At 47.3% G+C, this 20724-nt stretch carries 22 protein-coding genes; 12 read left to right on the plus strand and 10 right to left on the minus strand.

The genetic code is table 11. The features are described from left to right. Positions 1-37 precede the first annotated feature (37 nt). Positions 38-1245, minus strand: a protein-coding gene (locus OGV38_RS10495; RefSeq protein WP_117086587.1) for an IS3 family transposase whose coding sequence is annotated in 2 segments (ribosomal slippage) — positions 38-924 and positions 924-1245 — 1209 coding nt in all. Because the reading frame shifts where the segments join, the coding sequence is not laid out codon by codon here. A gap of 337 nt (positions 1246-1582) precedes the next feature. After that, on the minus strand, positions 1583-2446 hold the full coding sequence (locus OGV38_RS10500; protein WP_269519207.1) for a YicC/YloC family endoribonuclease: 864 nt from the start codon (positions 2444-2446) through the stop codon (positions 1583-1585). A 125-nt stretch (positions 2447-2571) separates the two neighbouring features. Here OGV38_RS10500 and rph point away from each other — a divergent pair, with 125 nt between their 5' ends. Then, positions 2572-3288, plus strand: a complete 717-nt coding sequence (rph, locus tag OGV38_RS10505; RefSeq protein WP_016154991.1) for a ribonuclease PH — start codon at positions 2572-2574, stop codon at positions 3286-3288. 65 nt (positions 3289-3353) lie between these two features. After that, complete coding sequence (pyrE, locus tag OGV38_RS10510; RefSeq protein WP_016157763.1) at positions 3354-3995, plus strand: orotate phosphoribosyltransferase; 642 nt, start codon at positions 3354-3356, stop codon at positions 3993-3995. An 87-nt stretch (positions 3996-4082) separates the two neighbouring features. On the opposite strand, the gene slmA is transcribed toward pyrE, so the two are convergent. The 3 genes from slmA to coaBC all read right to left on the minus strand — a co-directional run bounded on the left by slmA (position 4083) and on the right by coaBC (position 6452). Then, positions 4083-4679 (minus strand): nucleoid occlusion factor SlmA, encoded by a 597-nt coding sequence (gene slmA, locus OGV38_RS10515; protein WP_016154989.1) that lies wholly within the window; start codon positions 4677-4679, stop codon positions 4083-4085. Between the two features lie 116 nt (positions 4680-4795). After that, the gene (gene dut, locus OGV38_RS10520; protein WP_016154988.1) at positions 4796-5254 is read right to left on the minus strand and encodes a dUTP diphosphatase; all 459 of its coding nucleotides are present in this window, start codon (positions 5252-5254) and stop codon (positions 4796-4798) included. After that, on the minus strand, positions 5232-6452 hold the full coding sequence (coaBC, locus tag OGV38_RS10525; protein ID WP_269519296.1) for a bifunctional phosphopantothenoylcysteine decarboxylase/phosphopantothenate--cysteine ligase CoaBC: 1221 nt from the start codon (positions 6450-6452) through the stop codon (positions 5232-5234). Before coaBC ends, dut begins: the two co-directional genes overlap by 23 nt. A 172-nt stretch (positions 6453-6624) precedes the next feature. Here coaBC and radC point away from each other — a divergent pair, with 172 nt between their 5' ends. The 4 genes from radC (at position 6625) to mutM (ending at position 8899) form a co-directional block, all read left to right on the plus strand. Continuing rightward, positions 6625-7290: a RadC family protein gene (gene radC / locus OGV38_RS10530; protein ID WP_016154986.1), complete on the plus strand. Its 666-nt coding sequence runs from the start codon at positions 6625-6627 to the stop codon at positions 7288-7290. Positions 7291-7566: 276 nt separating this feature from the next. Next, a complete protein-coding gene (gene rpmB, locus OGV38_RS10535) occupies positions 7567-7803 on the plus strand; it encodes a 50S ribosomal protein L28 (protein ID WP_003024071.1) in 237 nt (78 codons plus the stop codon). A 20-nt stretch (positions 7804-7823) separates the two neighbouring features. Beyond that, positions 7824-7991, plus strand: a complete 168-nt coding sequence (gene rpmG / locus OGV38_RS10540) for a 50S ribosomal protein L33 (RefSeq protein ID WP_003024094.1) — start codon at positions 7824-7826, stop codon at positions 7989-7991. 98 nt (positions 7992-8089) lie between these two features. Then, positions 8090-8899 carry a bifunctional DNA-formamidopyrimidine glycosylase/DNA-(apurinic or apyrimidinic site) lyase gene (gene mutM, locus OGV38_RS10545; protein WP_019078041.1) on the plus strand — a complete coding sequence of 270 codons (810 nt, stop codon included), beginning with the start codon at positions 8090-8092 and terminating at the stop codon, positions 8897-8899. 47 nt (positions 8900-8946) lie between these two features. Here the strand turns inward: mutM and coaD are convergent, their stop codons facing one another. Together coaD and waaA are read right to left on the minus strand one after the other, a co-directional pair. Then, positions 8947-9426: a pantetheine-phosphate adenylyltransferase gene (gene coaD, locus OGV38_RS10550; protein ID WP_047358802.1), complete on the minus strand. Its 480-nt coding sequence runs from the start codon at positions 9424-9426 to the stop codon at positions 8947-8949. Between the two features lie 8 nt (positions 9427-9434). Then, positions 9435-10712, minus strand: a complete 1278-nt coding sequence (waaA, locus tag OGV38_RS10555) for a lipid IV(A) 3-deoxy-D-manno-octulosonic acid transferase (RefSeq protein ID WP_047415798.1) — start codon at positions 10710-10712, stop codon at positions 9435-9437. A 397-nt stretch (positions 10713-11109) separates the two neighbouring features. Between waaA and rfaQ the strand changes: the two genes are divergently transcribed. The 6 genes from rfaQ (at position 11110) to OGV38_RS10585 (ending at position 17434) form a co-directional block, all read left to right on the plus strand. Continuing rightward, positions 11110-12180 (plus strand): lipopolysaccharide core heptosyltransferase RfaQ, encoded by a 1071-nt coding sequence (gene rfaQ / locus OGV38_RS10560; RefSeq protein ID WP_016157758.1) that lies wholly within the window; start codon positions 11110-11112, stop codon positions 12178-12180. Continuing rightward, positions 12177-13301 (plus strand): glycosyltransferase family 4 protein, encoded by a 1125-nt coding sequence (locus OGV38_RS10565; protein WP_269519199.1) that lies wholly within the window; start codon positions 12177-12179, stop codon positions 13299-13301. The genes rfaQ and OGV38_RS10565 overlap by 4 nt, the downstream gene beginning before the upstream one ends. Then, positions 13294-14091, plus strand: a complete 798-nt coding sequence (rfaP, locus tag OGV38_RS10570; RefSeq protein ID WP_019078045.1) for a lipopolysaccharide core heptose(I) kinase RfaP — start codon at positions 13294-13296, stop codon at positions 14089-14091. The genes OGV38_RS10565 and rfaP overlap by 8 nt, the downstream gene beginning before the upstream one ends. A 74-nt stretch (positions 14092-14165) precedes the next feature. Further along, positions 14166-15176 carry a lipopolysaccharide 3-alpha-galactosyltransferase gene (gene waaO, locus OGV38_RS10575; protein WP_153646752.1) on the plus strand — a complete coding sequence of 337 codons (1011 nt, stop codon included), beginning with the start codon at positions 14166-14168 and terminating at the stop codon, positions 15174-15176. Between the two features lie 90 nt (positions 15177-15266). Next, on the plus strand, positions 15267-16280 hold the full coding sequence (locus tag OGV38_RS10580) for a glycosyltransferase family 8 protein (RefSeq protein ID WP_200104092.1): 1014 nt from the start codon (positions 15267-15269) through the stop codon (positions 16278-16280). An 11-nt stretch (positions 16281-16291) separates the two neighbouring features. Further along, on the plus strand, positions 16292-17434 hold the full coding sequence (locus OGV38_RS10585; protein WP_286473283.1) for a lipopolysaccharide N-acetylglucosaminyltransferase: 1143 nt from the start codon (positions 16292-16294) through the stop codon (positions 17432-17434). 37 nt (positions 17435-17471) lie between these two features. Here OGV38_RS10585 and rfaL read toward each other — a convergent pair whose 3' ends face one another. Genes rfaL through rfaF form a run of 3 tightly spaced genes read right to left on the minus strand, consistent with a single transcriptional unit; the run spans position 17472 to position 20722 of the window. Further along, the gene (gene rfaL, locus OGV38_RS10590) at positions 17472-18680 is read right to left on the minus strand and encodes an O-antigen ligase RfaL (protein WP_109018076.1); all 1209 of its coding nucleotides are present in this window, start codon (positions 18678-18680) and stop codon (positions 17472-17474) included. A gap of 14 nt (positions 18681-18694) precedes the next feature. Then, a complete protein-coding gene (gene rfaC, locus OGV38_RS10595; RefSeq protein ID WP_016157751.1) occupies positions 18695-19672 on the minus strand; it encodes a lipopolysaccharide heptosyltransferase RfaC in 978 nt (325 codons plus the stop codon). A gap of 3 nt (positions 19673-19675) precedes the next feature. Further along, positions 19676-20722 carry an ADP-heptose--LPS heptosyltransferase RfaF gene (gene rfaF / locus OGV38_RS10600; protein WP_286473284.1) on the minus strand — a complete coding sequence of 349 codons (1047 nt, stop codon included), beginning with the start codon at positions 20720-20722 and terminating at the stop codon, positions 19676-19678. Between the last annotated feature and the right edge of the window lie 2 nt (positions 20723-20724).

Here is a 20724-nt window from a genome sequence, read left to right on the forward strand (position 1 = left end):
TGATCTTGACCCTCCATCTCCGAACAGCTTTTGTATCTTAAGTTAACGATGTCCGCTGCCGCCGGTATTCCCTCGGGGAGTGATATCCCAGCGCGCTGTGCGGGTGGTTTTCATTGTAATGCGTGAACGCTACTGCAAGGTTTCGCAGTGCTGTTCTCACATCCGGTTTTGGCATGAACGCGATATAGTCTTCTTTCATCGTTTTCACGAACCGTTCGGCCATGCCATTACTCTGCGGGCTGCTCACCGCTGTTGTGCAGGGCTCCAGATTCAGCTCTCTCGCGAACCTCCGCGTTTCATACGCGGTATACGCTGAACCGTTATCCGTCAGCCACTGCACCGCTGTGTCGGGCAACCTGTCGCCGAAGCGCTTTTCCACCGACCTCAGCATCACATCCTGCACGGTCGAACTGTCATAGCCTCCCGTGCTTGCTGCCCAGTCTATGGCCTCACGGTCGCAGCAGTCCAGCGCGAACGTTACCCGCAGTTTTTCGCCGTTGTCGCAGCCGAACTCGAAGCCATCTGAACACCAGCGCATATCGCTTTCTGCCACCGCTATCTTGCCCTTATGTTCACGCTTCGGTCGCTCTGGTTTGTGATGCAACAACAACAGGTTATGCTCACGCATTATCCTGTAAAGCCGTTTGGCATTCACAGGTAGCTGTCCCTCTGTGCGACGTTGCTTGCGCAGGATGCCCCACACGCGTCGATAACCATAACTCGGCATATCGCTGATAATGTTGAGGATAGCCGACAGTATTTCTGCGTCTGCTTCTTCATTACGCCGGTTACAGCGCCTGTCCTGCCAGTCGGCAGAACGGTTAATCCGCAGTGACAGTTGCGCACGCGACACGCCCATGGTCCGGCAGACCATGGCTATTCCCCGTCCTTTGGCAACAAGGGCGCGTGCGCTATCCATTTTCGCGACTGACCGTACTCCACGGCTTCTTTCAGGATCTCAACTTCCATCGTCTTCTTGCCCAGAAGGCGCTGAAGCTCCCGGACCTGCTTCAGAGCAGCAGTAAGCTCAGAAGCAGGAACGACTTCCTCTCCAGCCGCAACGGCGGTGAGGCTGCCTTCCTGATATTGCTTCTTCCACTTAAACAGCAGGCTGGGCTGGATACCATGCAGGCGGGCGACATGGGAGACATTCATACCCGGCTCCATCGTCTGCTGGATAATGGCGATCTTCTCCTGAGGAGTTTTACGTTTACGGACTTCTTGCCCTAACAGGATCCCGGTCATCTCAAAATTGGCGTTAGTGTTAGACATATATTCAAGCCTATCTCTTATCTGGAGATACAGCTACTGTCCGGTGTTTCAGGGGGCTACATCAGGTAAAATGCGATGTTGAGGCAGAATGCTGGCGCCTCAGGGGATCCGATGAAGTACTGACAGTCGTGAATATGAACAGCAGTAATGCTGTTCGGGTTGATATTCTGAAGAGTATTTATAACGACAAATATATGCCAGATAAATAAGTATTCAATTTTATATCAATTAGCACTTACTGGCGGTACGGATAGCCTGCATTGAGCAGGCTATCTAGTACGTTACGATAGCATAGGCATGGTACGCAAAATTACTCGATATTCTGAATCTGCTCGCGCATTTGCTCGATCAATACCTTCAGTTCAATTGCGGAATTAGTCACCTCGGCATTGATAGACTTGGATGCAAGAGTGTTCGACTCACGGTTGAATTCCTGCATCATGAAGTCCAGACGACGGCCAACAGCCTCTTTTTTCTTCAGAATGTTGTAGGTTTCTTTGACGTGGGCTTCCAGACGATCTAACTCTTCTGCTACATCTATGCGCTGCGCCATCAGCACCAGTTCTTGCTCAAGGCGGTTATTCTCCAGTTGCACCTGGGCGTCTTCCAGTTTGGCTACCAGACGCTCACGCTGCCATTGCAGAATTTCCGGCATATGTGCACGCACTTTAGCGACTTCAGTGCTGACGCCTTCCAGACGCTGCTCGATCAGCGCTTTCAGCGCCTGACCTTCGGTTTCACGCGCGACGATGAAGTCATCCAGCGTACCGTCAAGCGCGGCGAGGATCTCGGCGGCAATGGCGTCCAGATCTTGCTCCTGGGCAGCCATTACGCCTGGCCAGCGCATGATATCAACTGGGTTAATTTCACCTTCATCACTCTGCATTTTGACCCAGTTAGCAGCGCTAACGAGCTGTTTAGCGAGCTTTTCATTTAGAATCAGCTCGCCCTGGGCGCTGGCATCAGGCTCAAAACGCAGCGTACACTCGACTTTACCGCGCGTCAGACGCGTGCGTATGCGTTCGCGAACAACGGGTTCAAGACTACGGAACTGTTCCGGCAGGCGAAAATAAGTTTCCAGATAACGCTGGTTTACCGAGCGCATTTCCCAGGTAGCGCTACCCCATTCACCCTTGATTTCACGCCGGGCGTAGGCGGTCATGCTGCGGATCATAGACGTTCCTGTTTTTAAAGATGAGATGGGAGGATTATAGCCATCCACGTCTTGTCAGGATAGGAATAACAGTCGGAAGTCCGTATAATGCGCAGCCACATTCGTTTCAAGCCGGAGATTTTATCATGCGTCCAGCAGGTCGTAGTGCCAACCAGGTGCGTCCCGTCACCCTGACCCGTAATTATACAAAACACGCTGAAGGCTCCGTGCTGGTCGAATTTGGTGATACCAAAGTGCTGTGTACCGCCTCTATTGATGAAGGCGTACCGCGTTTTCTGAAAGGTCAGGGCCAGGGCTGGATCACCGCAGAATATGGCATGCTGCCACGCGCCACGCACACCCGTAACGCCCGTGAAGCGGCGAAAGGTAAGCAGGGCGGTCGTACCATGGAAATCCAGCGTCTGATCGCTCGTGCGCTGCGCGCCGCCGTTGATCTGAAGACGCTCGGTGAATTCACTATTACGCTGGACTGCGATGTTATTCAGGCAGATGGCGGTACGCGCACTGCATCAATTACCGGCGCATGTGTGGCGTTGGCTGATGCGCTGAACAAGCTGGTTGCGAGCGGTAAACTGAAAACTAACCCGATGAAAGGGATGGTCGCCGCGGTTTCCGTGGGCATTGTGAACGGTGAAGCGCTCTGTGACCTCGAATACGTTGAGGACTCTGCCGCAGAAACCGACATGAACGTGGTGATGACTGAAGACGGACGCATTATAGAGGTGCAGGGTACGGCAGAAGGCGAGCCGTTCAGCCATGAAGAACTTCTCACCCTACTGGCGTTAGCCCGAGGGGGAATCGAATCCATTGTAACGACGCAGAAGGCGGCGTTAGAAAATTGATTTTAAAGGCGACTGATGAGTCGCCTTTTTTTTGTCTGTAATAAAGTGAGATGAGGAGCGAATCCATGAAACCGTATCAGCGCCAGTTTATTGAGTTTGCGCTTAGCAAGCAGGTACTAAAGTTTGGCGAGTTTACGCTGAAATCCGGGCGTAAAAGCCCCTATTTCTTCAACGCCGGGCTGTTTAATACCGGGCGCTGCCTGGCACTGTTAGGCCGTTTTTATGCCGAAGCGCTGATGGATTCCGGTATTGAGTTCGATTTGCTGTTTGGTCCGGCCTACAAAGGTATCCCGATTGCGACCACCACGGCTGTTGCGCTGGCGGAACACCACGATAAAGATTTGCCGTACTGCTTTAACCGTAAAGAGGCGAAGACCCACGGTGAAGGCGGTAATCTGGTAGGTAGCGCACTTGAGGGGCGTGTAATGCTGGTGGATGATGTTATCACTGCAGGTACGGCTATTCGTGAGTCGATGGAAATTATTCAGGCTAACGGCGCTACGCTGGCGGGGGTACTGATTTCTCTCGATCGTCAGGAACGCGGTCGCGGCGAGATTTCAGCGATTCAGGAAGTGGAACGCGATTATGGCTGCAAGGTGATTTCTATCATTACCCTGAAAGATCTGATTGCGTATCTGGAAGAAAAACCAGAAATGGCAGAACACCTGGCCGCAGTACGGGCGTATCGCGAAGCGTACGGCGTATAAGAACTGCCGGATGGCGCTGCGCTTATCCAGCCTACGCACCGCAGGGTTCGTAGGCAAAATAGGCGAGGTCGCCATCCAACAACGGTGTTACTGCAATTGAGCGGCAACCAACGGCCAGCGGATGTCGAAATCATCCGTTGGGCGGTATTTAAATTCGCTACGTACAAACCGGGACAGCATACCTTCGCAGAAAGCCAGTAGCTGGCTGGCCAGCAGCGTTTCATCCACGGTGTAGCCTTCACCTTCACGCATTCTTTTTTCTCGCAGAACCTGGCGTAACTGCGCCTCAATTCGCTCAAAAAGCTGGTTAATACGGCCTTGCAGACGGTCTTGCTCGAACATCAACGCGTGTCCGGTCAGAATTCGCGTCAGGCCAGGATTACGTTCACCGAACCCTAAAATCAGCAGTACGATCAGACGCAATCGCGCGTTAGTGTCCTTTTCATCTTTCAAAATCAGATTGATACGGGTAATCAGACTATCTTCGATAAACTCAATCAGGCTATCGAACATGCGGGTCTTGCTGGGAAAATGGCGATACAAGGCCGCTTCGGAAACGCCCACAGAGGCCGCCAGTTTAGCTGTCGTGATGCGTTGGCTACCATCGCTGGACTCAAGCATCAGTGCCAGAGACTGAAGTATTTCTTCGCGACGATTCCTTTTCGCAGTTTGCTTTTCTACCATGTTACAAAATACCCCTGAAAATAAGCTCTTGCCAGGCAGGCATCCACACAGCGACCGCAAACTGGTGTTTGCGGTGTGTTATTGCGTTATTACGCTGTGAGATACTTTTCTGCGGGTTACTTGCGCCCGGAATGGCCGAAGCCACCTTCGCCACGATCGGTGGCTTCAAACTCTTCCACCAAATTAAATTCAGCCTGGACGACCGGTACAAATACCATCTGCGCGATACGTTCGCCCGGTTCAATAGTAAAGTTGTCCTGACCACGGTTCCAGATTGAAACCATCAGCTGGCCCTGGTAGTCGGAATCAATCAAACCGACCAGATTGCCCAGTACGATCCCGTGCTTATGGCCCAGCCCGGAGCGCGGGAGCATCACCGCCGCAAGAGAAGGATCGGCAATGTGGATAGCTAACCCGGTTGGCACCAGCGTTGTTGCGCCAGGCGCCAGTTCTACGGCGTCATCAAGACAGGCACGCAGGTCAAGTCCGGCAGAACCAGAAGTGGCGTACGTCGGGAGCGGAAATTGTTGCCCTACGCGCGGGTCCAGAATCTTAACGTCGATTTTTTTCATCATAACGGGTCACGATCTCGTCGAGTAATAATTGGCCCAGGAGTTCTTTGCGCTCAAGCGGTAAGACTTTATCTCCATCCTGCCAAAAAAGGTGTAATGCGTTGCTGTCGCTGTTAAATCCTTGAGTAGACAGCGAAACGTCGTTCGCACAGATCACATCAAGGTTTTTGCGGATGCGTTTTTGCCGGGCATATTCTTCCACATTATTTGTTTCGGCGGCAAACCCAACGACAAAAGGACGATTAGCATCCAGTGCGGCAACACCAGCGATGATGTCCGGGTTTTTGACCATTTTTACTGTTAATTCATCACCCTGCGTTGCCTGTTTTTTGATTTTTTCACTGGCGACAGTTTCAGCGCGATAATCAGCGACTGCGGCGCAGCCGATAAAAATATGCTGTTGTTGCACCGCAGATTGCACGGCGGCTTCCATTTCCAGCGCGGTCATCACATCAATGCGCTGGACAAAAGGCGGTGTAGGTAACGAAACCGGACCTGATACCAGTGTGACGTTTGCCCCGCGTTTTGCGGCAGCGGCCGCGATAGCAAATCCCATTTTCCCGGAGCTGTGGTTGGAAATATAACGCACGGGATCAAGCGGTTCACGCGTCGGGCCTGCTGTAATCATGATGTTGAGATGTTGCAGATCTTTGACAGGTGAAAAATGTTCTGCCGCCATATCCACAATTGTTAACGGATCCAGCATACGTCCAGGACCGACATCACCACATGCCTGACTACCGCTGTCAGGGCCCCAAATGAGCAAACCGCGCGAGGCAAGAATGCCCAGATTGTGTTGGGTTGCGGCAGCGCGGTACATCTGCTGGTTCATAGCCGGCAGCACGGCAACAGGCGCTGGCGTTGCCAGACAGATCGTAGACACCAGATCGTTGGCCATACCTGCGGCAACGCGGGCAATCAGGTCTGCCGTCGCAGGGGCCAGTATAACCAAATCGGCCCATTTCCCCAGCTCAATGTGGCCCATCGCGGCTTCGGCTGCGGGGTCAAGCAGGCTGTCGGAAACGGGATAGCCCGAAACCGCCTGTAAGCTCAGAGGAGTAATAAACGCTTTTGCGGCTTCGGTCATCGCCACGCGGACGTCTGCGCCGCGTTCCCGTAAACGACGCACCAGCTCAGGGGTTTTGTACGCAGCAATCCCGCCACTGACGGCAAGTACGATTTTTTTACCGGCCAGGCTCATCATGATCTTTCCTGTTGGGTTTCACCAGAAGGCGGATATTTTATCACAATCCGCAATGTGTCGTGCTTTTGCCCGCGCTCCAGTTTGCGAGGCTCTACGAAGAAGTGAAAACAGAGCGTCGATTCGCCGCTGGCGTTATGCCACTATGCGGAGGCGAAAGGAGGGGAAAAGCATGGAAAATACAGGACGTATAATGCCTCGGGAAAAGCTGTTGGCGCAGGGGGCCAGTTCGCTGACCGACGTAGAGCTACTGGCTCTTTTTCTACGCACCGGAATACTGGGTAAAGATGTGCTTACGCTGGCGAAAGAGATGCTTCAGCATTTTGATTCGTTGTATGGCCTGTTGTCTGCTGATTACATGGATTTCAGCTATGTTCAGGGCATCGGTATCGCGAAGTACGCACAGTTGAAGGGAATAGTGGAGCTGGCAAGGCGCTACTACAACGTACAGGTGATAGAGGAACGTGCGATACTTAGCCCGGAAATGGCGCGTGAATTTCTGCAAAGCCAGCTTTCGCAAGAGGAACGCGAGATCTTCTATGTGATCTTTATGGATTCTCAACATCGCGTGATTAAACACCGTAAACTTTTTTCCGGAACGCTAAGCCACGTTGAAGTGCATCCGCGAGAAATTGTCCGCGAAGCGATAAAAATGAATGCTTCTGCGGTGATCCTTGCACATAATCACCCTTCGGGGTGTGCAGAGCCGAGCAAGGCAGATAAACTCATCACCGAGCGTGTTGTGAAATGCTGTCAGTTCATGGATATCCGGGTGCTTGATCATCTGGTCATTGGGCGCGGAGAGTACGTTTCTTTTGCGGAACGCGGTTGGATTTAACGCACTTTACGCGATCCATCGGGATCTTTGTCTGTTCGGGACTTGAGCACATCGCTGACTCAGCGTATACTACGCCACCTTTGAGAATCTCGGGTTTGGCATTTGGGCCTGGCAATCGAGAGTTCGCAAATACGCAAAATCATTCTTGTTGCGTCCAATGACGAGGCAACGATGAAAGATTTAGTGTATTGAACTGCGATAACCGGGCTGAGAAGCCTGACGAGGCGCCAATACCCCATACGAAGCTCGAGCTAATTTGATTTTTGGAGAATAGACATGTCCCGAGTCTGCCAAGTTACTGGCAAGCGTCCGGTGACCGGTAACAACCGTTCCCACGCACTGAACGCGACTAAACGCCGTTTCCTGCCTAACCTGCACTCTCACCGTTTTTGGGTTGAGAGCGAGAAGCGTTTTGTCACCCTGCGTGTATCTGCTAAAGGTATGCGTGTTATTGATAAGAAAGGCATCGAAACAGTTCTGTCTGAACTGCGTGCCCGTGGCGAAAAGTACTAAGTACTAAGAGGAAATAAATCATGGCTAAAGGTATTCGTGAGAAAATCAAGCTGGTTTCTTCTGCTGGTACTGGTCACTTCTATACCACCACGAAGAACAAACGTACTAAGCCGGAAAAACTGGAGCTGAAAAAGTTCGATCCAGTTGTTCGTCAGCACGTTTTATACAAAGAAGCGAAAATCAAATAATTTCCGCTTTGATGTAAAGAAAAACCCTGCCTCGGCGGGGTTTTTTGTTTTCTGGCCGTCCCCATATTAATGAGACCTGATACACCGCCGGAGATACTATGCCTGAATTACCTGAAGTCGAAACCAGCCGCCGCGGTATTGAGCCGCATCTGGTGGGGGCAACGATTATGCACGCGACTGTGCGTAACGGTCGTTTGCGTTGGCCTGTATCAGAGGAAATCTATCGTCTGAGTGATAAACCTGTCCTGAGCGTACAGCGGCGCGCGAAATACCTGCTGCTGGAGCTATCAGATGGCTGGGTAATCATTCACCTGGGGATGTCGGGTAGCTTGCGTATCCTTTCTGAAGAGCTTCCGGCAGAAAAACATGACCACGTCGACTTAGTGATGAGTAACGGCAAAGTCCTGCGCTATACCGATCCGCGTCGTTTTGGCGCCTGGCTGTGGACTAAAGAGCTGGATGGGCATAATGTCCTCGCCCATCTTGGCCCTGAGCCTCTGAGCGACGATTTCAATGCTGGTTATCTGCAGCAGAAATGTGCGAAGAAGAAAACTGCGATTAAACCCTGGCTGATGGATAACAAGCTGGTCGTGGGGGTGGGAAACATCTATGCCAGCGAGTCGCTGTTTGCGGCTGGTATCCATCCTGACCGTCTGGCGTCATCTTTGTCGCAGGATGAGTGCGAACTGCTGGTGCGCGTTATCAAGGCGGTTTTGCTGCGTTCTATCGAGCAGGGCGGGACCACGCTAAAGGACTTTCTGCAAAGTGACGGTAAGCCGGGCTATTTTGCCCAGGAGTTGCAGGTCTATGGGAGAGAAGGTGAACCCTGTCGCGTATGCGGCGCGCCAATCATTGCGACAAAACACGCTCAGCGCACAACGTTTTATTGCCGTCGCTGTCAGAAATAACACCATTATCGGCCGGACGTAGCGAATGCCTCATCCGGCCAGACGCATTACTTCAGTTTACTCAATAATGCCTGATGAACGTTTTCCGGCAGAAAGTGCGCTACGTCACCCTGGTGGCGGGCAACTTCTTTCACCAGTGAAGATGAGATAAATGACCACTCTTTAGACGGCATCAGAAAGACGCTTTCCAGTTGTGGCATCAGATGACGGTTCATATGGGCCAGCTGCATTTCATACTCAAAATCGGCTACCGCACGCAGGCCACGGATCAGAATGTTAGCCTGATTATCGCGGGCAAAGTTTGCCATCAGATCGCTGAATCCCAGAACCTCCACATTACCGAGATGCGCCGTTGCCTGTTGTGCCAGCTCAACGCGCTCTTCCAGAGTAAACATCGGTTTTTTACTGGGACTTGCGGCAATTGCCAGGATTACGTGATCGAACATGCTTGTCGCTCTTGTCACGATATCGATGTGGCCGTTAGTAATGGGATCAAAGGTTCCTGGATAAATCGCCCGTTTTTGCATGACTTGCCTCAATGCGTTTTGGGTGGCAGATAAGGTTCCAGCAGCTGCAGCAGACGCTGAAGCGCGCCCTGATTTTGATACAGAACTTCAACTGCGTGACGGCCATAAAAATTACGATAATCTGCATCGGTCAGTAAAGAAGAGACCTCTTTCACCAGCGTAGTTGCGTCGGTGACGGTGATCAATCCGCTTGCCTGTTCGAGGCGGGCGCAAATATCTTTAAAATTAAAAGTATGTGGCCCCATCAGTACCGGAATGGCGTGCGCCGCGGCTTCCAGTGGGTTGTGTCCACCGCGTTCAACCAGCGAACCGCCAACAAAAGCAAGGTCGGCAATGCCGTACAGCAACATCAACTCGCCCATGGTGTCGCCGATTACGACCTGGGTTCCTGATGACGGAACTTCGCCTGAAGAACGTGTCGTATAGCTTAGCCCAGCCTGGCGTACGAGGTTAATGGCATCCGGGAACCGTTCAGGATGTCTGGGTACCAGAATCAGTAAAAGATTAGGGAACTGGTTTAATAACGCCTGATGGGCGGCAATGATAATGCTTTCTTCGCCGTCGTGCGTGCTGGTTGCAATCCATACCGGGCGGTGAGGTGCCCATTGACGGCGCAATGTAATCGCTTTTGCGGCCAGCTGCGGCGTGACGGAAATATCAAACTTCAGGCTACCGGTAACGGTGACCTGATTGTTTCTGGCACCAAGCGTGATAAAACGAGCGCCATCTTCTTCGTTCTGGGCGGCAATCAACGTAATTCGGCGCAGTAGCCTGCCAACAAATTTACCTAATTTAGCGTAGCCAGCAGCTGAACGAGCGGAAAGACGTGCATTGGCAATGACCAGCGGAATATGGCGCTTATGCAGTGCCGCGATCAGATTCGGCCACAGCTCGGTTTCCATAATTAACACCAGCTTGGGGTCAACTTTATTCAGGAAACGGTTTAGGGCATCCGGTAAATCGTATGGCAGATAAATATGCTGAACGTCAGGGCCAAAAGCGGATTGTACGCGCTCGGAACCGGTTGGCGTCATGGTGGTAACCGTGATCGGCAAGTCGGGGTAACGATGTCGCAGAGCGCGGACTAATGGGATAGCTGCCAGCGTTTCGCCTACGGAAACCGAATGAAGCATGATACCGCCTGGTTTTAGCGGACGGCGGTAAAAGCCGTAGCGTTCACCCCAGCGTTTACGGTAGGCCGGAGCCTTACGTCCGCGCACCCAAAGCCGTATCCAGATCAAAGGCTGAATAAGGTAGAAAAGGGCGGTGTAAAGCAATTCGAGCATAATGGTAGCTGACTTATGAATGTGCTGGGGATTCTATGTATTTAGCTGTGGCTTTACCAATACTTTTCCCATTTTTAAATTAAATAGCGTCCCTCGCGGGGGAAGTCCAGGGTGCCAGCATCTTTTGCATCTTTACGTTTTCTGTTGATATTTTCCGGTTTAGTCGAGATAGAGGGCTAAAAATCAAAAGGTCTGAACATCTTAATTCATTGATTTATATGTTTTAAAATCATTGGCTGTGCAAGAATTATTCGAGTCGGAACATGGCGAAAGAAGTGATACACTAGCGCGTAAAAAATCAGTGCGATATCAGTAATCAGGTAGCTGTTGAGCCTGGGGCGGTAGCGTGCTTTTTTCTGCTTAACTTTACCGGACACTCACGATAAAAGAGCCGCTTGTGGATAAGCCAATTAATAGAATTCTGGTCATAAAAATGCGTTTTCACGGAGATATGTTGTTAACAACTCCGGTCATTAGTACGCTAAAGCAGAACTATCCTGATGCGAAAATCGACGTGCTTCTCTATCAGGATACCATCCCAATTTTGTCGGAAAACCCAGAAATTAATGCCCTTTATGGTATTAAAAATAAAAAGACAAAAGTAACTGATAAAATTACTAATTTTCTGCACCTGATCGGAACGTTGCGCGCAAACGGGTATGATTTAGTTGTAAACCTTACCGATCAGTGGATGGTTGCGATACTGATGCGGCTACTGAACGCGCCAATCAAAATCTCTCAAGATTATGCACATCGGCAATCTTCTTTTTGGAAAAATAGTTTTACATGTCTGGCTCCGCTTAGCGGTGAAAATGTGGTGGAAAGCAATCTGTCTGTGCTGGCCCCGTTGAAACTTAAATCGACTGTTACGCATACAACAATGAGCTATCCTCCGGATAGCTGGGAACGTATGCGCACAGAATTAAATCGGGCTGGAGTTGGTGATGAATACGTTGTAATTCAACCAACGGCACGCCAACGCTTCAAGTGCTGGAATAACGAAAAGTTTTCACAGGTAATTGACGCCTTACACCAGCGTGGTTTGGAGGTAGTTATGACCTCAGGCCCAGGCGAAGACGATCTGGCTTGCGTGAATGAAATTGCACAAGGTTGCAAAGAAAAGCCCGTTACTGCTCTGGCGGGAAAGATGAGCTTCCCCGAGCTAGGAGCGGTCATCGATCATGCGCAGTTGTTTATTGGGGTGGACTCTGCTCCGGGACACATTGCTGCTGCGGTTGATACACCATTGATATGCCTGTTTGGCGCAACGGATCATAATTTTTGGCGACCATGGTCAAAGCAGATGATTCAATTTTGGGCTGGTGATTATCGTCCGATGCCTCCACGCGAGCAGCGCGATCGCAATGAAATGTATCTTTCGGTGATTCCCGCTGACGATGTTATTGCTGCTATCGATAAATTATTACCGGGTAGACTTGTGCCGCCACAAGCGGGGAGTCCCGTATGATTGTTGCTTTCTGTTTGTATAAATACTTCCCATTCGGTGGGTTACAGCGTGATTTTATGCGCATTGCGCAAACTGTAGCGGCACGTGGTCACCATGTTCGTGTCTATACGCAGTCTTGGGAAGGTGAGTGTCCTGACGTTTTTGAATTGGTTCTTGTACCGGTCAAGTCCCAGACAAACCATGGTCGCAATGCGGAGTATTATTCCTGGGTCCAGGCACATTTACTTCAGCACCCTGTCGATCGGGTAGTTGGTTTTAATAAAATGCCAGGGCTGGATCTCTACTATGCTGCTGACGTTTGCTATGCCGAGAAAGTGGCACAAGAAAAAGGTTTCCTCTATCGGTTAACTTCACGATATCGGCACTATGCAGCGTTTGAACGCGCGACGTTTGAGCAGGGTAAACCGACGCAGCTATTGATGCTAACTGATAAGCAGATTGCTGATTTTCAGAAACACTATCAGACAGAAGCTCAACGATTTCATATTCTTCCTCCTGGGATTTATCCGGACAGGAAGTATAGCCAGCAGATTCCGAATAGCCGTGAAGTTTATCGCCAGAAAAACGGTATAACAGAGCAACAAAATCTATTATTGCAGGTAGGCTCTGATTTCACTCGTAAAGGTGTGGATCGTTCAATACGTGCATTGGCCTCGTTACCAGAAACGCTTCGAACTAATACGCTACTGTATGTTGTTGGACAAGACAGACCGAGAAAATTTGAGGCGCTGGCGGAAAAACTTGGCGTACGCAGTAATGTCCATTTCTACTCTGGCCGTAATGATGTTGCAGAATTAATGGCTGCGGCTGATATATTGATGCATCCAGCTTATCAGGAGGCGGCAGGTATTGTTTTACTAGAAGCAATCACTGCCGGGCTGCCGGTGTTGACCACAGCCGTATGCGGTTACGCGCATTATATTGTTGATGCTAATTGTGGTATGGCAATTACAGAACCATTCCGGCAAGAAACGCTGAATGAAGCCTTACGTAAAGCGCTGGTAGAGCCTTCATTGTGTTCGGAATGGAGGGCAAATGCACGACACTATGCGGATACGCAAGATTTATACAGCCTACCGGAGAAAGCTGCGGATATGATTACGGGTGGTTTAGATGGTTGAATTAAAAGAACCGTTAGCCACACTATGGCGCGGGAAAGATGCATTTGAAGAAGTTAAAAATTTACAAGGTGAAGTATTCAGAGAACTGGAGACTCGCCGTACTCTACGATTTGAACTAACGGGTAAAAGCTATTTTTTAAAATGGCACAGAGGCACTTCTCTGAAAGAGATTGTTAAAAACCTACTTTCATTACGCATGCCAGTATTAGGTGCTGATAGAGAATGGAATGCCATTCATCGCCTGAGTCAGTTAGGTGTGGATACAATGACAGGCGTGGGATTTGGTGAGAAAGGGTTGAATCCACTGACTAAAACCTCGTTTATTATTACTGAGGATCTCACACCAACTATCAGCTTAGAAGATTACTGTGCTGATTGGGCCACAAATTCTCCCGATGTGAAAGTGAAGCGTATAATTATTGATCGTGTTGCCACCATGGTGCGTAAGATGCATGCTGGTGGTATCAATCATCGCGATTGCTATATTTGCCACTTTTTATTACATCTGCCTTTTTCAGGGCATGAGGACGATCTCAAGATTTCAGTGATTGATTTGCACCGTGCTCAGATTCGGTCGACTGTTCCCCGACGCTGGCGCGATAAGGACTTGATCGGTCTCTATTTTTCGTCCATGAACATTGGATTAACCCAGCGTGATATTTATAGATTTCTACGCATCTATTGCGAGTTGCCGTTGAAAAGCATCCTAAGTCAGGAGGCTGATTTGTTCAAGGAAGCTCAGGTTAAAGCTAATAAAATACGCGAAAGAACAATCCGTAAATCTCTGTGATTAATTTATCCTGAACTATTTGAAATGCATCATGTGAGAACATGGTCTATTTCTCAAAAATTGGTAAGAGTCAAATGTCTCAATTTAGCGATAAAGAAGTTATCCTTTCTGTTTTTGAGTACGATTTTCGGGAAAATGCTTCTGCAGACTGTTTTAATATCGGTTATGGTATTGACAGGAATTTTTTATTTGGCTGTGGTGTATCAATAGCCTCTGTATTATTGTCGAATAAAAAAATCGATTTCACATTTCATATATTTACTGATTATTTCGATGAGAGTGATAAAGCCAGATTCGCCGATCTTGCTAAACAATATCAATCCTGTATCAAAGTTTACCTAATTGATTGCAATAAATTAAAAGACTTACCTAGTACTAAAAACTGGACTTATGCAACATACTTCCGTTTTGTTATTGCAGATTATTTCTATAATAAAATAGATAAATTATTATACCTGGATGCTGATATTGCTTGCCAGGGTAGTGTACGAGAACTGGTCGATTATAAGTTTTCCGCAGATGAGATCGCTGTCGTTGTAACGGAAAGAGATTCCGAATGGTGGCATAATCGTTCTGTAACGCTGGCCACTCCAGAATTAATCACCGGATACTTTAATGCTGGATTCTTACTTATCAACATCAACGCATGGCACAGTAATAATATCTCTTCCCGAGCCATCGAAATGTTGCGAGTTCCAGAATGGGTGGAAAGAATAACTCATCTTGATCAAGATGTCCTTAATGTATTGTTAGCCGGAAAAGTAACTTTTATCAATGGTAAATACAATACACGCTTTAGCATTAATTATGAACTGAAAGATAAAGTAGTCAATCCTGTGAATCATGAAACTGTCTTCATTCATTATGTGGGACCGACAAAACCCTGGCATGAGTGGTCCAACTATCCGGTATCGAAGAGTTTTTTAGTTGCGAAAGAGGCCTCGCCCTGGCATTCAGTAGCGCTTCTCAAACCGACCAATAGCAATCAATTCAGATATTGTGCAAAGCATAAATTTAAACAAGGGTTATACGTTCAGGGACTGTGTAACTACTTTAATTATTATCTGACCAAGTTGAAAGGTTAACTGCTGGTTAAGTACATTGTTAAAATAATCAACGACAATGCATATCTTAGCCGCTGGAAAATATAGCTGAAATAATTAAAGGTAATTAACTTGGACTTCAAAAGATTAACTAACTTCAAAGATATTATTGAGTTAGACAGACGTGTTACACCATGTGATGATCGTGACACTTTTAATATCTCATGGGGAATCGATAAAAATTACCAAACTGGTGCGGCAATTTCTATTGCCTCAATCCTTGAAAATAATAAAGAGAGTAATATTAATTTTACTTTTCATATTATTGCGGATTATTTAGATCAAGAATATATTGTACTTTTGACACAACTAGCAGAACAGTATAAAACAGTTATTAAGCTATATCATATTGATTCTGAACCGCTGGTGTCACTACCTAAAACAAATATATGGCCAGTGTCAATATACTATCGCTTGCTTTCATTTGATTATTTTTCTGAACGATTAGAACGACTGCTATATCTTGATGCTGATATTACGTGTAAAGGCTCTTTAGAGGATCTTGCTGCACTGAAATTTGATGGGGAATATGGTGCGGTTGTAGTAGATGTTGATTCAATGCAGGATAAAAGTGCAGAGCGTCTACATAATCCTGAGTTTAAAGGCAACTACTTTAACTCGGGTGTCATGTATATAAACTTGCAGCAATGGCTTAACTCTAATTTAACGAAAAAATTCTTCGAACTATTGTCAGATGAAAGTATAGTTTCCAGAGTAAAATATCCTGACCAGGATATTTTAAATATCATGTTTTTGCATCATGCGGTATTACTACCGAGGAAATATAACTCAATTTACTCATTGAAGTCTGAGTTTGAGATTAAAAATAAAAATCACTATAAATCAGTGATTAATGAAGAGACAGTATTTATTCATTATACTGGTGTAACAAAACCATGGCACGAGTGGGCTAACTATTCCTCAGCACAATTTTTCCGCACAGTATATGAGAAGTCACCATGGAAGAATCAGCCTTATCAAGTTGCAAAACAAAAGCACGAATATAGAGAAGAATATAAACACCTTCTTTATCAAAATAAAATAATTCCAGGCCTGATCGCAGCAATTAAATATAAAACAATGTAATGGTGATCTTTATGATTGATAAAATCATATTTACTGTAACACCTATTTATTCTATTCCACCACGTGGTGCCGCAGCAGTTGAGACCTGGATGTATCAGGTTGCCCAAAGAACCAAATTCCCTAATCGTATTGTCTGTATAAAGAATGAAGGATATTCTGATTATTCTTACGTAAACGAAAAATGTAGTATTCATCGTATTGGATTTAGCTCGGTATATAAGCGTATTTTCCAAAAGTGGACTCGGCTGGATCCGTTACCTTATTCAAAGCGCATACTGAAAGTTGCCGAAAAGTTTGAGATAACCGATCAAAGTGTGATTGTTGTCCATAACAGTATGAAGCTATATCGACAAATTCGTTCGCAAGCTCCTCAGGCTAAAGTTGTGATTCATATGCATAATGCGTTTGAACCTAAGTTGCTTGATAAAAAAGTTAAGATGATCGTACCAAGTTTGTTTTTGAAGAACTATTATCAATCTTATCTTCCTGAAGCTGATATTGTTATTGTGCCTAATGGTATTGACCTGGATATCTATCAATCGTCATATGAATCAATATCAAAAAATAAATTAAATATTCCCCCTGAAAGCAAGGTGGTATTTTTTGCTGGACGTATAGTCCCTGATAAAGGCGTTCTCTTACTTCTGCAGGCTTTTGAAAAGTTGCTGCATGAGAACAAAAATCTGAAGCTTGTGGTTGTTGGTGATCACATGGAAGTAAGTAAGAACGATAAAGGTGATTATCAGCGTGAAGTTCGGGAAATAGCTGAGCGCCTCAAACCACATTGTATTATGTTAGGTAGTATCTCACCCGAGAAAATGCACTATTACTATCCACTGGCAGATATAGTTGTGATTCCTTCTCAATTTCAGGAGCCATTTTGTATGGTGGCTATTGAGGCTATGGGCGCTGGAAGACCTGTATTAGTCAGTACTCGAGGCGGCATGGTTGAGTTTGTTAAAGATAAAATTACAGGCTATCACCTTACAGAGCTGATGACTGCAGAAACTATTGCTCAGGATATTACCAGGGTAATGGCGGAAAGTAGTTTAGCGGATACCGCCCAACGAGGTCAGCAATATGTCTTTGGAAACTATAGTTGGTCTGCGGTTACACAACGGTTTGAAGAGGTTATTTGTAACTGGTTCGAGTGAAAAAAAGGCTACATAAAGTAGCCTTTTTTTTACTATTTTATTTATTCTTCAGCGCTAACAGAAAACCTGCAAAAATACCCAACAGATCTAACTCAATCTGCTCAACGTTGCCACGTATAATAAAATAACCGAAAAATGAAAGTAAAATTATTATATAAGCATTGTATGGGGAATAGTAATTCTCCCTAAATGCATGCGTAACACATTCTCTCACAATGCTAGTGTACACCAGTATTAAACCCACAAGTCCAAGTAATCCTGTACCAAACCATACAAAAAGAATAAGGTTGTGTGGTCCAATTGACTCGCGGAATGTCCAGTTTGGATAATCAACAACACGCTTGTTGTATACAGTTTTATAAGCGTTATTACCAAAACCATAACCAATAACTGGATTTTCTAAGATTAGGTCAAACGCACTCCCTTGCGTACCGTTAGTATAGCGATATGAACTGTCAGTTTGCTGCAATTTAACGGTCAGGTTTTCTGACATATTTTTGTATGAAAATATAGCTGTCAGAGCAACAATGGCCACGAGGATACCTACAGTAAGCAATCGCCATTGTTTGTACATGATTATCCATGTAAGAGCAATAATAAATACAGATAACCATGCGCCACGGGACAATGTTCCAAGAATTAAAAAGGTGTATATCGCCCCTAACATTAGGAATAATATACGGTATTTCGCTGATTTAATGAGCCATACATTCAGAAGCACCGGGAATAAAAACACCATTGCATCTGAAATTTCGCGGTGTTGGTAATTAGTAAAAGGCCTGATTCCTTGCTGATAGTCCTGATAATAAAGGACAAGTTCTGAAAGGCATCGCAAACTAAGAGCTGTAAGGAACGAGAAGAATATCAACTTTGAAATGGTTTCTTTGCTTTCTTCTCTTAGTAATACAGGGATCGCAATAGTGCATAATAAGACATTTTCAATAACTGAGTTGTTTATCTCTTTCAGGCTAGCTTTTAGTTCAGGAGTGAACACTAAAGAGACGAAGGTAGCGATTACAAGAAATGATATACTTGCAAAAACAAATGTTTTAAAAATAGGAATATAATGTCGAGGATTCTTACATAAATAAACAATCGTTGTGATAGTCATCAGTATGACAATCAAATGTTTATAACGCGTAATACCACCTAAGAAATAGGTGGCGACAAACAGAAATATAAGTCCTCTATTCCAGTTTATCTTCCAGTTTTTTTTCTCATCTAAAAAAAACTTTGTTAAAGCCATCATTTCTCCGACACTTACAGACAATTATTTAAAAAATCGCAATTAATTGATTTCAATACGGTCGAAGAACGTAAGTCTGAAAGATTTTCACTTCCTGAGCGACATACCACTTGATTCTTCCCATACCCACCAATCAATCCTGGGTCCGTTGGACCGTACAACGTAATATTTGGGCGATCCAGTGCAGCGGTTAAATGACTCAGGCCTGTATCAACCGACACCACAAATTTTGCCCCCGCCAGTACGCGAGCGACCTCTCCCAAAGTCATCCGTGGAAGAACATCAACATAAGAAAAACCATTTGCCAGCCTACGGGCTCGTGCTTCTTCATGAGGAGCACCCCATGGCAGTTTAATACGTATGCCAGCGTTATTTAACAAGCCAATTAGCTCCCGCCAGTTGGCTTCTGGCCAGTGCTTATCATCACGCGTTGTGGCATGCAGAAATACGGCATACTGGCCCGCATCAGCATTACGTTCTTTCAGAAAATGCTGAGCGATAGCGTAATCACCCTGCGACTGGGGCCTGGAATATCCCAGACTTTTGGCGAACAATTCACGCGTACGTTCTACCGCGTGCTGCTGTTTGGCAATGTGATGTTTGCGATTATAAAACAGGCTCGCCAATGGTTCGCGCGCCGTGCTCCAGTCCATACCATGCTTGATGCCACGTGCCAGACGCGTAACCAACGCCGCGCTTTTAACCAGACCCTGCGCATCAATTATCGCGTCATACTGCTGTAAACGCACCGCATCACGAAAGGCTTTACGCTCGGCTTTAATCGGCGCTGAAAACCAGGCTTTACGCCAGCGGCGGATCGCCACTGGAATAACCCGGTCAACGGCTGCATGCCAGGATGGGATCTGCGCGAAGCCTTCTTCCACTACCCAATCAAATTGAATATCCGGCATGACCTGCTGCGCATCGGTTAATGCCGGTAACGTATGCAGTACATCGCCCATAGACGATGTTTTAACGATCAGTACCCGCATCCGTCAGGCTTCCTCTTGTAACAACAGGTCGTTGAGTTCTTCCAGCACGCGCTGGGGTGTGATGTCAATCAGGCTCTGATGATAGCCTTCTGCTGCATCTCCCTTGCGTACTTTGTGATAGCCCGTAATCAAGCGAATTACGCGAGCCTTGTGTGAAAGCGGCGGAGTAAAATCCGGGCTGCTGGGGCCATATAACGCTACCAGAGGTCGATTCAACGCTGCGGCAACGTGCATTAATCCAGAGTCGTTGGTGACCACCGCTTTGCAGGTGGCGAGCAGAATGACGGCCTGCTCCAGCTGTGTTTCGCCCGCCAGATTACGGCACCAGGCCTGCTGATCAACGCTCAGCGTCGCCAGGATCTCATTTCCGGCGTCATGGTCTTTTGCAGAGCCAAAAAGCACAATCTGATGGCCTTCATCGATCAGTTGCTTCGCCAGGTCTGCGTAGTGGTAATGTGGCCAGCGTTTCGCTGGACCAAATTCCGCACCAGGGCAAAAGCCGATGATGGGGCGTTCGGCAGAAAGGGAAAACTGGCGACAGGTCAGGGACTTTTCACCTTCGCTTACCTGCAACTGCGGCCATAGCAGAGGCTGCGGTAAATCTTTAGCTGACAGCATTACGCCTTTATCATAGGCCAGGGCTACATAGCGTTCGACCATCAGCGGCCAGGCATCTTTATCCAGCACGCGCGCATCGTTTAGCAGGCCGTAGCGCATTTCACCACGCCATCCGGTACGATGGGGAATGCCAGCAAAAAACGGTACCAGCGCGGATTTAAACGAGTTAGGCAGCACATAGGCGCGGTCATAGCGTTTTTCACGCAGGCTATGACCGAGTTTACGCCGCTCGCCGATCTCCAGCGCGCCGTGTCCCAGCGGCATGGCGATAGCTTCGTTAACTTCAGGCATGCGCGACAATAACGGACGGCACCATGCAGGTGCCATCACGTCGATTATCGCCTGGGGATAGCGCGCCTTAAGCGTGCGATAGAGACTTTGCGACATCATCATGTCGCCCACCCAGGACGGGCCTACCACCAAAATTTTCATAC

It is taken from the genome of Citrobacter sp. Cb080 (assembly GCF_030334745.1).
Lineage (GTDB): Bacteria > Pseudomonadota > Gammaproteobacteria > Enterobacterales > Enterobacteriaceae > Citrobacter > Citrobacter braakii.